Consider the following 12,316-nt stretch of genomic DNA (forward strand, 5'->3'; position numbering starts at 1 on the left):
CCGAACAAGGTTGTTCTGGTTGCCTGCATGAGAAAGCTGCTGACTATCCTCAACGCCATCGCAAAAACAGGAAAGCCGTGGGATGAATCCATCCACACGGCTTGACAGGTAAGACAGTTGCTCATTAAGGCCGCCTCATCGCGAGGCGGCCTTTTTCCTTCCGGTTCAGCTCAGCGAACTCGCGGCTTCAGACGGCTTCAGACAATACGCATCGAAAAGTCCGTCGCGCGCACGTCCTTTGTGAGCGCGCCAATCGATACGCGGTCCACGCCCGTTTCCGCGATCGCGCGCACCGTGTCGAAACTCACGCCGCCCGAGACTTCGAGCACCGCACGCCCCGCCGTGAGCTTCACCGCGTCGCGCATCATGTCGAACGAGAAGTTGTCGAGCAGCACCGACTTCGCGCCGTGCGCGAGCGCCGTGTCGAGCTGTTCGAGCGTCTCCACTTCGATCTGGATCGGCACGCCCGCATCGAGCGCGAGCGCGGCGTCCATCGCCGCGCCAACGCCACCCGCCGCAGCAATGTGGTTTTCCTTGATCAGGATGCCGTCGTAAAGCGCGAGACGCTGGTTGACGCCACCGCCCACGCGCACTGCGTACTTCTGCGCGAGGCGCAGGCCGGGCATCGTCTTGCGCGTGTCCAGAATGCGCGTGCGGGTGTGCGCGATCATCTCGACGTAGCGGCGCGTCACGCTAGCCACGCCCGAAAGCAGCTGCAGGAAGTTCATTGCGTTGCGCTCGGCCGTGAGCAGCGAGCGCGCCGGACCGCGCAGCGAGCAGACGGTCGTATCGGCGGCCATGCGCTCGCCTTCGCGATAGTGCCAACGGACTTCGATGCGCGGATCGACCTGCTTCACCACGCCGTCGAACCAGAGCACGCCGCATAGCACCGCTTCTTCGCGCACGATGATGCGCGCGTCGCGCATTTCGTCGGCGGGCACGAGGCGGCCGGTCTGGTCGCCGGGGCCCACGTCTTCTGCGAGCGCGTCGGCCACGTTGCGTGCGATCGCGGCGTCGAACGCCGCGCCGTACTGCGAGCGCACTTCATCGAGCACGGGCGAAACGGCATCGACTGCGAGCAATTCGAGTGCGCCCATTTACGCCGCCCCCACTTGCGAGAACAGCGCGGTGTCGCGCGCGAGGTCGCCGCTTGCCTGCACGCGGCGCTTGTGCTCGGCCGCGAACGCCAGCATGCGATCGATCGGCAGACGCGCGCGCTCACCGATCGCGCTGTCGACGTGGATCTCGTTGTGACCGCGCTCCAGCACGTCCACGAGATTCGTCAGACCGTTCATGGCCATCCACGGGCAATGCGCGCAGCTCTTGCAGGTGGCGCTGTTGCCGGCCGTGGGCGCTTCGATGAAGGTCTTGCCCGGCGCCGCGAGGCGCATCTTGTGCAGAATGCCGAGATCGGTCGCGACGATGAAGCGTTGCGCGTCGAGCTTCACAGCGGCGTCGATCAGCTGCGTGGTCGAGCCGACCACATCCGCGAGCGCAACCACGCTCTCGGGCGATTCGGGGTGGACCAGAATCCTGGCGTCCGGATATTCGGCGCGCAGCAGATCGAGCTCGATGCCCTTGAACTCGTCGTGCACGAGGCAGGAGCCTTGCCACAGCAGCATGTCGGCGCCGGTCTTCTTCTGGATGTAGCTGCCCAGGTGCCGGTCCGGCGCCCACAGAATCTTTTCGCCCTTCGCGTGCAGGTCGGCGACGATCTCGAGACCGATGGACGACGTGACCATCCAGTCCGCGCGCGCCTTCACGGCCGCGCTCGTATTCGCATAGACGACCACGGTGCGGTCCGGATGCTCGTCGCAGAACGCCGAGAATTCGTCGATGGGGCAGCCGAGGTCGAGCGAGCAGGTCGCGTCGAGGTCGGGCATGAGAATCCGCTTGTTCGGACTCAGAATCTTCGCGGTCTCGCCCATGAAGCGCACGCCGGCCACGACGAGCGTCTGCGCCTCGTGGTCGCGGCCGAAACGCGCCATCTCGAGCGAATCGGCCACACAGCCACCGGTTTCGTCGGCGAGCTCCTGCAACTCAGGATCCACATAATAGTGCGCGACAAGCACTGCCTTCTCGCGCTTGAGCAATGCGCGAATCCGCTCCTTCAACGCAACGCGCTCTGCCGCGGACGGCGCATCGGGCACACGCGCCCAAGCCTGTCCAACGCTGCAGACGGCACCCTGCGGCCGGTCATATTCGACCTTCCTGATCGCCTGACTCATCATCTCCTGCCCCTACCGATCGCCGCGCCATGAAGCCATTGTGGGGACTCCGGCTTTTTTGCGGCCCAAAAAGAAAAACCCCGCCAGCGCGGGGTTTTGTGACGTCTCGTCATTCTAAAGGATTTTCCTGCGCCCCACTGAGGGGCCGAAATCCGCTCGGGACGATCGAGCCGATGATCAGGCGTAACGGCGCAGGCGCGAAGCGAATTCCTGCAGCGCCTTGATACCGCTTTGTTCAGCGCGATGGCACCAATCCTGAAGCTGCGTGAGCAGTTGTTCGCGCGAGGCGCTCGAACGCTCCCAGATTGCCGCGAGTTCGTTGCGCAGTTCGATGAACGTGCGCAGCTTCTGGCTGTTCGCGAAGATTTGCGGCAGCTGGCGCTTTTGCGGTTCGTTCAGGCTGGCTTCTTCCTTGTCGAACCACTTGCGCGCGCCGCGCATGACCTTGTACTTCTCGCGTTCGCCCACTTCCTTCAGGTGCGCCAGTTCCTGGCGATAGGCCTGCTTCACGGCCTTCGCGTAGCTCGCCATGACTTCATAGCGGTTCGAGAGCACGGCCTGCAGCGTTTCGTGATCGGCCACGAGCTTGCCCTTGGCGAGACGCGGGGTAGGCGCGACCTTCTTCACCTTGGCGAGACCAACGGCCTGCATCATGCGGATGTACATCCAGCCGATGTCGAACTCGTACCACTTGTTCGACAGCTTCGCGGAAGTCGCGAACGTGTGGTGGTTGTTGTGCAGCTCCTCGCCGCCGATGATGATGCCGAACGGCAGAAGGTTCGTGCTCGCGTCGGACGAATTGAAGTTCCGGTAGCCCCAGAAGTGGCCGAGGCCGTTCACGACACCCGCGGCCCAGAACGGAATCCACGCCATCTGCACGGCCCACACGGTGAGGCCGACCGCGCCGAACAGCGCGACGTCGATCACCATCATGATGCTCACGCCGAGAATGGGGTAGCGCGTGTAGACGTTGCGCTCCATCCAGTCGTTGGGCGTACCGTGGCTGAAGCGGCGCAGCGTTTCTTCGTTTTTCGCTTCGGCGCGATACAGTTCGGCGCCTTCGAGCAGTACCTTCCAGATGCCGCGCGTTTGCGGGCTGTGCGGATCTTCTTCCGTTTCGCACTTGGCGTGGTGCTTGCGATGGATTGCGGCCCACTGGCCCGTGAGCATGCCCGTGGTCATCCACAGCCAGAAGCGGAAGAAGTGGCTCGCGATGGGGTGCAGATCCAGCGCGCGGTGCGCCTGGCAGCGGTGCAGGTACACCGTCACGCCGATGATCGTGATGTGGGTGACCACCGCCGCGAACAGCACGATCTGCCACCACGAGAAATGGAGCACCCCGTGGGCGAGGAAATCAAGCAGGGAGTTCAACAAGGCATTTACCTGTGAAGCGAAGCGCGTCGGCCTTTCGGCCAGGCGCCAGTGTCAAGAAAGTGAAAGCGACTAGATGCGGTTGGACGGCATTCTACTAGAACCGTTCCAAGTGTTTGTAACAAAGGGAGATTTTTTTCTTTATTGGTTACGGCGTCAACGTCCGAAGTGCGTTTCGAGGCGCTTTGCCGCACCTCAACTGGCACTTTCCATGATATCTGACCCCATCTAATCTTTCACCGCGATCCCATGTGTCGCGCGCTCTACTGAGAATGCTAGTTCGAGCTGCACGGCATCGCCTGCTTATTCGATGCAGCCGGCCAGCGCGACTGTCTCGGACCATCCGGCTTCTCCCGCCGGACGGTCCCGCAAACGTCGTACCTGCGCCGCTTACTCCAGCGCGGCGTCCGGCTCGGCCGCTTCGCTTTCCTGCGCCTTCGCGATCGCGTCGGACGCCTCTTGTTCCGCGGCGGCTTCTTCAGGCGTGGTCTGCGCGCCGGCGGCCCTGGTCTTCGGCTTCGCTTCGCCGCGACGCTCCAGCACGGCGGCAAAGAAGCCGTCGGTGGCGTGGCGGTGCGGCCACAGCGAGAGGTAGTCGCCGGTATCGAGGCCCACACGCTGCTCGGCCAACACGTCGCGCGCACTCACCAGCACGAACTCGGGGTGCGCCTCGAGGAACTGCTTCACGACCGCTTCGTTCTCGGCTTCGAGAATGCTGCAGGTCGCGTAGACGAGACGGCCGCCGCGCTTGAGCAGGCGCGCCGCGCTCGTGAGAATCGAAAGCTGCTTGGGCGCGAGCTCGGCCACCGACTCCGGCGACTGGCGCCACTTGAGGTCGGGGTTGCGGCGCAGCGTGCCGAGGCCCGAGCACGGGGCATCCACGAGCACGCGGTCGATCTTGCCGATCAGCCGCTTGATCTTGGCGTCGTGCTCGCTGTCGATCAGCACGGGATTGACGTTCGACAGGCCGCTGCGCGCGAGGCGCGGCTTGAGCTTGGCGAGGCGCCGGTCGGACACGTCGAAGGCGTAGAGACGGCCGGTCGAGCGCATCATCGCGCCGAGCGCCAGCGTCTTGCCGCCCGCGCCCGCGCAGAAGTCCACGACCATCTCGCCGCGGCGCGGCGCCAGCAGCGTGCACAGCAGCTGGCTGCCCTCGTCCTGCACCTCGAACCAGCCGTTCTTGAACGTGTCGAGTTTCGCGAGCGCGGGCTTGCCCGTCACGCGCACGCCGAACGGCGCGAACGGCGTTTCCCCGCCTTCGATGCCCGACTCGGACAGCGCGCGGATCAGCCCCTCGCGACTCGCCTTGATGGGATTGGCGCGCAGATCAAGCGGCGCCGGATAGTTGAGCGCGGCGGCCAGTTGCGCGAGTTCGGTGGGCTCAAAGCGCGTTTCCAGCGCCTTCATGATCCACTCCGGCAGATTCAGCTGCACGCGCAGCGGCAAGCTCGCCGGGTCGATCTTCGCGACGTGCTCGAGCCAGGTCGCCTCGGCGTCCGATACGAAGGGCCGGATCGCCGAGCGGCCCGCCGTCGCCATGAGGCCGAGCAGCGTGAGGCGGCGCGTCGGGCTGCCCGTGCCGCTTTCGGCCAGGTGCGCGAACTCCATGCGCCGGCGCAGCACCGCGAACACGGCTTCGGCGATCACACCGCGCTCGGCGTGGCCGAGCTTCGGATGCTCGCGGAAGAAGCGGCTCGTCACGGCGTCGGCCGGGCCCGTAAATTTGAGGACGTCGGCGAGCAACGTTTCGGTCTGTCCAATCAGAAATCCATGCAGTCTCATGCGCCCTCCCCGGCGGCTTGCGAGTCGTCAAAGAAGAACCACTGTGGCTCGGCCGGCGTGAGCGTCACGCGTTCGCCGTCGAGCGCGAGGCGCCCTTCGACGAACCAGCGCACCGCGCGCGGGTACATCAAATGTTCGGTCTTGAGCACGCGCGCGGCGAGTGCCGCGGCGTCGTCTCCCGCGCGCACCGGAATTACCGACTGTGCGACGATCGGACCATGATCGAGCGTAGGCGTGACGAAATGCACCGTCGCGCCGTGCACGCGGCAGCCGGCGTCGAGCGCCTGCTGGTGCGTCTTGAGGCCCGGAAACATCGGCAGCAGCGAGGGATGGATATTGAGCATCCGACCCGCATAATGGCCGACGAACGATTCGGTCAGCACGCGCATGAAGCCCGCCAGCACGACGAGGTCCGGCGCGTAGCCGTCGATGACTTGAGCGAGCGCCGTGTCGAAGCTGGCGCGATCGGGAAACTGGCGGTGATCGACGACCGCCGTGGCAATGCCGTTCGAAGCCGCGAACGCGAGGCCCGCAGCGTCAGGACGGTTGGCAATCACGGCGGCGATGCGCGCGCCCCAAGCTTCCTGCGCGCAAGCGCGCACGATGGCTTCCATGTTGCTGCCCCGCCCCGAAATCAGGATGACGAGATTTTTCATCCGCGGATTTTATCATCGGGGGGCCGGCTCAACGCTCGTGCGGCGGCGATCGTCGCCTCGTGCGTTTATAATCTTCTGTTTCGTCGCGGTCCTTGGGGCCGCGAGTGGCCAGTCACCCGGTCAGCAGTCGATCATTAGCACGCGTGCTGCGCCAGCGCGCTTTTCGAGGTTCCACCAGGTTCCGCTATCGTGAGAGTCTTCCGCGGTCTTCCCAATGCCGAAAGCCGCGCGCCCTGCGCGCTGACCATCGGCAATTTCGACGGTGTCCACCGCGGGCATCAGGCATTGCTCGCGCGCGTGCGCGCGGCAGCCGACGCGCGCGGCCTGCCCGTCTGCGTGATGACCTTCGAGCCGCATCCGCGCGAATTCTTCAACCCGGCCAGCGCCCCGCCGCGCATCGCCATGTTGCGCGACAAGCTCGAAGCGCTGCGCGAGAACGGCGTGGACCGCGTCGTGGTCGAGCATTTCAACCACACGTTCGCGAGCCAGTCGCCCGAGGCGTTCGTCGAGCGCATCATCGTGGGCGGGCTGCACGCGCGCTGGATGATGATCGGCGACGACTTCCGCTACGGCGCGAAGCGCGCGGGCGACTTCGCTTCGCTGCGGGCCGCGGGCGCGCATCACGGCTTCGAAGTCGAGCAGATGGCGACCGTGGCCGACCCTTCGGGCGTGCGCATTTCCAGCTCTGCGGTGCGCGCGCAACTGAACGCGGGCGACCTCGACGCCGCGCGCGCTTCGCTTGGCCGCGGCTATCACATCAGCGCACACGTCACGCACGGCCTGAAGCTCGGGCGCGACCTGGGCTTCCCCACGATGAACCTGCTGATCGGCCACAAGCGGCCGGCGCTCAAGGGCATTTTCGTCGTGATGGTGCATGGCATTGCCGATCATCCGCTGCCAGGCGTCGCGAGCCTCGGCCTGCGCCCGACCGTGGACGACTCGGGCCGCGTGCTGCTCGAAGTGCATCTGCTCGACTGGCACGGCGACGCCTACGGCAAGCTCGTGCGCGTGGAGTTTCTCAAGAAGCTGCGTGACGAGGAGAAGTTTCCCGACCTCGAAACGCTCACCGCTGCGATCGCTCGCGACGTGGCGAACACCCGCGCGTGGTTCGCCGCCGTGGGCGCAGACGTGGCCGGCGGCGCCTCCACCGGCTTCGCCACCTCGGCCACCGACCGAATTAGGTGACCTGCGGCCCGCATGCGCGGGCTGCCCCGCCCCCAGGCGCCGCGTGCCCACAGCACGGCATGCAGCGCCCGAGGCGACGGTTGCGCGGCATCGGCCGCAACGCTGACGCCATGCATTCCCCGAATTCCACGTGATCTCACCATGAGCGACAAGAAAGCATCCTCCGGCAAGCCGCAGAAGTCCGAATCGAAGTACCCCGTCAACCTGCTCGACACCCCGTTCCCGATGCGCGGCGACCTGCCCAGGCGCGAGCCGCAATGGGTCAAGGAATGGGAAGAGAACCAGGTCTACGAGAAGATCCGCGCGGCTTCGAAGGGCCGCAAGAAGTTCATCCTGCACGACGGGCCGCCGTATGCGAACGGCGACATCCACCTCGGCCACGCGGTGAACAAGATCCTCAAGGACATGATCGTCAAGGCGCGCAATCTCGCGGGCTTCGACGCGGTCTACGTGCCGGGCTGGGACTGCCACGGCATGCCGATCGAAATCCAGATCGAAAAGCAGTTCGGCAAGTCGCTGCCCGCCCAGGAAGTGATGCAGAAGGCGCGCGAGTACGCGGCCGGCCAGATCGAGACGCAAAAGAAGGGCTTCAAGCGCCTGGGCGTGCTCGGCGACTGGAACAACCCGTACAAGACGATGAACTTCGCGAACGAGGCCGGCGAGATCCGCGCACTCGCGAAGATCATCGAGAAGGGCTATGTGTTCCGGGGCCTGAAGCCCGTGAACTGGTGCTTCGACTGCGGCTCGGCGCTCGCCGAGGCCGAAGTCGAGTACAAGGATAAGACCGATCCCACCATCGACGTGCTGTTCACGTTCGCGCAGGCCGCCGAAACGGCGGCCGCGTTCGGCCTGCCCGCGCTGCCGCGCGAGGAAGGCGGCATCGTGATCTGGACCACCACGCCCTGGACGATTCCGTCGAACCAGGCGCTGAACGTGCATCCGGAAATCGACTACGCGCTCGTGGACACACAGCGCGGCCTGCTGATCCTCGCCGTCGAGCGTGTGGAAGCGTGCATGAAGGAGTTCGGGCTCGAGGGCAAGATCGTCGCCACGACGAAGGGCGAGAAGCTCTCGCTGCTGCGCTTCAATCACCCGCTCGCCTCGGCGCACCCGGGCTACAAGCGCACCGCGCCGATCTACCTAGGCGACTACGTCACGACCGACACCGGCACGGGCATCGTGCACTCGGCGCCGGCCTATGGCGTGGAAGACTTCGTGTCGTGCAAGGCGCACGGCATGGCCGATTCCGACATCATCAGCCCGGTGATGGGCGATGGCCGCTACATCGAATCGCTGCCGCTGTTCGGCGGCCTCTCAATCTGGGCCGCGAACCCGAAGATCGTCGACGCACTCGACGCCGCCGGCACGCTCCTGCGCAGCGAGAAGTACCTGCACAGCTACATGCACTGCTGGCGCCACAAGACGCCGATCATCTACCGCGCGACTTCGCAGTGGTTCGCGGGCATGGACGTGACGCCCAAGGACGCCGGCAAGACGCTGCGCGAAACGGCGCTCGAAGGCATCGAGGCGACGGCGTTCTACCCATCGTGGGGCAAGCAGCGCCTGTATTCGATGATCGCCAACCGCCCGGACTGGACGCTCTCGCGCCAGCGCCAATGGGGCGTGCCGATGGCGTTCTTCGTGCACAAGGAAACCGGCGAGCTGCATCCGCGCACGCTGGAGCTGCTCGAACAGGTCGCGCAGCGCGTGGAAAAAGAAGGCATCGAAGCGTGGCAGACGCTCGACCCGCGCGAACTGCTCGGCGACGACGCCAACCTGTACGAAAAGAACCGCGACACGCTCGACGTGTGGTTCGACTCGGGCACGACGCACTGGCACGTGCTGCGCGGCTCGCACAAAGATGAACTCCAGTTCCCGGCCGACCTGTACCTGGAAGGCTCGGACCAGCACCGCGGCTGGTTCCACTCGTCGCTGCTCACGGCATCGATGCTCGACGGACGCCCGCCCTATAACGCGCTGCTCACGCACGGCTTCACCGTCGACGGCGAAGGCCGCAAGATGTCGAAGTCGCTCGGCAACGGCGTCGATCCGCATGAAGTGGCGAATCGTCTGGGCGCGGAAATCATTCGTCTGTGGATCGCCTCGACCGACTACTCGGGCGAACTGGCCATCTCCGAAGAGATTCTCAAGCGCGTGACGGAAGGCTATCGCCGTATTCGCAACACGCTGCGCTTCCTGCTCTCGAACCTCTCGGACTTCGACTTCGAGAAGCACGCGCTGCCCGCAAGCGAATGGCTCGAGATCGACCGCTATGCCGTCGCGCTCACGCATACGTTGCAGAACGACGTGCTCGCCCACTACGACCGCTACGAGTTCCACCCGGTCGTGGCCAAGCTCCAGACGTTCTGCTCGGAAGACCTGGGCGGCTTCTACCTCGACGTCCTGAAGGACCGCCTCTACACGAGCGCGGCGGATTCGAAGGCCCGCCGCGGTGCGCAAACGGCGCTGCATCACATCACGCACAGCCTGCTGCGCATCCTCGCGCCGTTCCTCTCGTTCACGGCCGAAGAAGCGTGGAAGGTGTTCCAGCCGCAAAGCGAAACCATCTTCACCGAAACCTTCCACGCCTTCCCGGACGTCGAAGGCGCGCCGGAGCTGATCGCCAAATGGACGCTGCTGCGCGAAGTGCGCGGCAACGTGACGAAGGCGCTCGAAGAGGCGCGGGTGGCGAACCAGATCGGCTCGTCGCTGCAGGCCGAAGTGCGCATTCTCGCGAGCGGCGCGCGCTACGATGCCCTCGCCTCGCTCGGCGACGACCTCAAATTCGTGCTGATCACCTCGGCGGCGGAAATCGTGAAGGTCGATAGCGAAGCCGAGGAAGGCGTCGAAGTGGTCACCTCGAAGTACCTCAAGTGCGAGCGCTGCTGGCACTACCGCGAAGACGTGGGCGCGAACGCGGAGCATCCGGGCCTGTGCGGCCGCTGCGTCGCGAATCTGTTCGGCGACGGTGAAAAGCGGAGCGCGGCATAATGGCAAAAACCCTGCCGAAGCAGTCCAGGTCGAATGGCGCGGGCGGCACGCTCGCGCCGTGGCTCGGAGTCGCGGTGATCGTGATCCTCGCCGACCAGCTCACGAAAATCGCCATCAACAAGGTGTTCAGCTACGGGGAAGGCCGCGTGATCACGCCGTTCTTCAACCTCGTGCTGGTCTACAACAAGGGCGCGGCATTCAGCTTCCTGTCGGCTGCGGGTGGCTGGCAGCGCTGGGCGTTCACGCTGCTCGGCGTCGTGGCGGCGCTCGTGATCTGCTATCTGCTCAAGCGCCACGCTACGCAGAAGCTCTTTTGCACGGCGCTCGCGCTCATCATGGGCGGCGCGCTCGGCAATGTGATCGACCGCCTGCTGTACGGCCACGTGATCGACTTTCTCGATTTCCACGTGGGCGGCTGGCACTGGCCGGCGTTCAACCTCGCCGATAGCGCGATCTGCATCGGCGCGGCGCTGCTGGTGTTCGACGAATTGCGGCGCGTGCGCGGCGCGCGCTGAGCGTGCGGGCTGCAGTCGGGCGCTAAGGCGCCAACTCTAGTCGACATAGGAGCTGTGACTTGAACACGTCCGCTGCAAACCCAGGCGAACTGGCCGGCCGCCACCTCGTGCTCGGCATGACGGGCGGCATCGCCTGCTACAAGATCGCCGAGCTCACGCGCCTGCTGACCAAGGCCGGCGCGACCGTGCAGATCGTGATGACCGAGGCCGCCACGCAGTTCATCACGCCGGTCACCATGCAGGCGCTCTCGGGCCGCCCCGTCTACACGAGCCAGTGGGACGGCCGCGTGCCCAACAACATGGCGCACATCGACCTCTCGCGCGAAGCGGACGCCATCGTCATCGCGCCGGCCTCGACCGACTTCCTCGCCAAACTCGCCCACGGTTTCGCCGACGACCTGCTCTCCACGCTGTGCGTGGCGCGCGACTGTCCATTGCTGGTCGTGCCCGCGATGAACCGGCAGATGTGGCAAAACCCGGCCACGCAGCGCAACGTCGCGCAACTGCGCGCGGACGGCATCGAAACGCTCGGCCCCGATTCCGGTCCGCAAGCGTGCGGCGAGATCGGCGACGGGCGCATGCTCGAACCCGAGGCCGTGTACGAGGCGATCGTCTCGTTCTTCGCGCCGAAGGTGCTCGCGGGCCGCAAGCTGCTGATCACCGCCGGCCCGACCTTCGAGCCGCTCGATCCCGTGCGCGGCATCACCAACCGCTCGAGCGGCAAGATGGGCTTCGCACTCGCGCGCGCCGCGCAGCAGGCGGGCGCCGAGGTGCATCTGGTCGCCGGCCCGGTCGCGCTGGAAACGCCGTGGGGCGTGTATCGCGAAGACGTGCAGACCGCCCAGCAGATGTACGACGCGGTCATGCGCGCCGCGACCGACGCCGATGTCTTCATCGGCGTGGCGGCCGTGGCCGACTGGCGCGTCGATCATGTCGCCGAACACAAGATCAAGAAGACGGCCGAGCACCGCATGCCGACGTTCACCTTCGTCGAGAACCCGGACATCCTCGCCTCGGTCGCGGCCTTGCCGAATCCGCCGTACTGCGTGGGCTTCGCCGCCGAAAGCGGCGACCTCGACGTGCATGGCGAAGAAAAGCGCGCGCGCAAGAAGGTGCCGCTGTTGATCGGCAATCTCGGCCCGCTCACCTTCGGTCGGGACGACAATGAAGTCGTGCTGTTCGAGGCGGGTGGCCGCAAGCCGCTGCCGCGCGCGGCCAAGCAGGCGCTCGCGCAGACGCTCGTCGCCGAAATCGCGCGGCGTCTGCCGGACCCGAGCATCATCTCGTGACGCGCGCGCCGGCGCACCCGCGTGCCGGCGTGCGGCGCCGCGAACCCAGGCAAGGAGCAGTACTGCCATGACACTGCTTTCCGTACTCGACCAGTCGCCCGTCATCGCCGGGCACAGTGCGGCGGACGCCATCGCCGCCACCATCGAGCTTGCACAGCTCGCCGACGACCTCGGCTACACGCGCTACTGGTGCGCCGAGGCGAGCGGGTGATTGAAGCGCAGCAGCGAGAGCTTCTCGCCCTTCGTCGTGGCGACGATCTTGCCCTCGAGCCCGAACTCCTTCATGCACGCTTCCACAC

At 65.8% G+C, this 12,316-nt stretch carries 9 protein-coding genes and 2 pseudogenes; 6 read left to right on the forward strand and 5 right to left on the reverse strand.

Annotated features, from left to right (window positions below; genetic code table 11):
• Window positions 1-105 (forward strand): annotated as a pseudogene (locus tag AB4Y43_RS39560) (IS110 family transposase); the annotation flags it as partial.
• Window positions 106-197: 92 nt separating this feature from the next.
• Here the strand turns inward: AB4Y43_RS39560 and nadC are convergent.
• The 5 genes from nadC to purN all read right to left on the reverse strand — a co-directional run bounded on the left by nadC (window position 198) and on the right by purN (window position 6,037).
• Window positions 198-1,097 carry a carboxylating nicotinate-nucleotide diphosphorylase gene (nadC, locus tag AB4Y43_RS39565; protein ID WP_342948508.1) on the reverse strand — a complete coding sequence of 300 codons (900 nt, stop codon included), beginning with the start codon at window positions 1,095-1,097 and terminating at the stop codon, window positions 198-200.
• The gene (gene nadA, locus AB4Y43_RS39570) at window positions 1,098-2,228 is read right to left on the reverse strand and encodes a quinolinate synthase NadA (protein ID WP_342948594.1); all 1,131 of its coding nucleotides are present in this window, start codon (window positions 2,226-2,228) and stop codon (window positions 1,098-1,100) included.
• Window positions 2,229-2,405: 177 nt separating this feature from the next.
• The gene (locus AB4Y43_RS39575; RefSeq protein WP_069262754.1) at window positions 2,406-3,602 is read right to left on the reverse strand and encodes an acyl-CoA desaturase; all 1,197 of its coding nucleotides are present in this window, start codon (window positions 3,600-3,602) and stop codon (window positions 2,406-2,408) included.
• A gap of 387 nt (window positions 3,603-3,989) precedes the next feature.
• A complete protein-coding gene (locus tag AB4Y43_RS39580) occupies window positions 3,990-5,381 on the reverse strand; it encodes an RsmB/NOP family class I SAM-dependent RNA methyltransferase (protein ID WP_368730223.1) in 1,392 nt (463 codons plus the stop codon).
• Window positions 5,378-6,037, reverse strand: a complete 660-nt coding sequence (gene purN, locus AB4Y43_RS39585) for a phosphoribosylglycinamide formyltransferase (RefSeq protein ID WP_368730224.1) — start codon at window positions 6,035-6,037, stop codon at window positions 5,378-5,380. Before purN ends, AB4Y43_RS39580 begins: the two co-directional genes overlap by 4 nt.
• 189 nt (window positions 6,038-6,226) lie before the next feature.
• Between purN and AB4Y43_RS39590 the strand changes: the two genes are divergently transcribed.
• From AB4Y43_RS39590 to AB4Y43_RS39610, 5 genes and pseudogenes are all read left to right on the forward strand, one after another.
• On the forward strand, window positions 6,227-7,222 hold the full coding sequence (locus AB4Y43_RS39590; RefSeq protein ID WP_069262757.1) for a bifunctional riboflavin kinase/FAD synthetase: 996 nt from the start codon (window positions 6,227-6,229) through the stop codon (window positions 7,220-7,222).
• Between the two features lie 141 nt (window positions 7,223-7,363).
• Window positions 7,364-10,213, forward strand: a complete 2,850-nt coding sequence (gene ileS / locus AB4Y43_RS39595) for an isoleucine--tRNA ligase (RefSeq protein WP_368730225.1) — start codon at window positions 7,364-7,366, stop codon at window positions 10,211-10,213.
• A complete protein-coding gene (gene lspA / locus AB4Y43_RS39600) occupies window positions 10,213-10,728 on the forward strand; it encodes a signal peptidase II (protein ID WP_069262759.1) in 516 nt (171 codons plus the stop codon). The genes ileS and lspA overlap by 1 nt, the downstream gene beginning before the upstream one ends.
• 59 nt (window positions 10,729-10,787) lie before the next feature.
• Entirely contained in the window at window positions 10,788-12,017 is a 1,230-nt protein-coding gene (gene coaBC, locus AB4Y43_RS39605) for a bifunctional phosphopantothenoylcysteine decarboxylase/phosphopantothenate--cysteine ligase CoaBC (RefSeq protein WP_342948505.1), read from the forward strand.
• Window positions 12,018-12,084: 67 nt separating this feature from the next.
• Window positions 12,085-12,216, forward strand: a pseudogene (locus tag AB4Y43_RS39610) (LLM class flavin-dependent oxidoreductase); the annotation flags it as partial.
• Window positions 12,217-12,316: the final 100 nt, after the last annotated feature.

Origin of the sequence: Paraburkholderia sp. BR10872 (assembly GCF_040965835.1) — a bacterium.
Taxonomy (GTDB): domain Bacteria; phylum Pseudomonadota; class Gammaproteobacteria; order Burkholderiales; family Burkholderiaceae; genus Paraburkholderia; species Paraburkholderia nodosa_A.

Coding starts and splice junctions, on each gene's coding strand:
- nadC (WP_342948508.1), bottom strand. CDS start 1,097: ATGGGCGCACTCGAATTGCTCGCAGTCGATGCCGTTTCGCCCGTGCTC.
- nadA (WP_342948594.1), bottom strand. CDS start 2,228: ATGAGTCAGGCGATCAGGAAGGTCGAATATGACCGGCCGCAGGGTGCC.
- AB4Y43_RS39580 (WP_368730223.1), bottom strand. CDS start 5,381: ATGAGACTGCATGGATTTCTGATTGGACAGACCGAAACGTTGCTCGCC.
- purN (WP_368730224.1), bottom strand. CDS start 6,037: ATGAAAAATCTCGTCATCCTGATTTCGGGGCGGGGCAGCAACATGGAA.
- ileS (WP_368730225.1), top strand. CDS start 7,364: ATGAGCGACAAGAAAGCATCCTCCGGCAAGCCGCAGAAGTCCGAATCG.
- lspA (WP_069262759.1), top strand. CDS start 10,213: ATGGCAAAAACCCTGCCGAAGCAGTCCAGGTCGAATGGCGCGGGCGGC.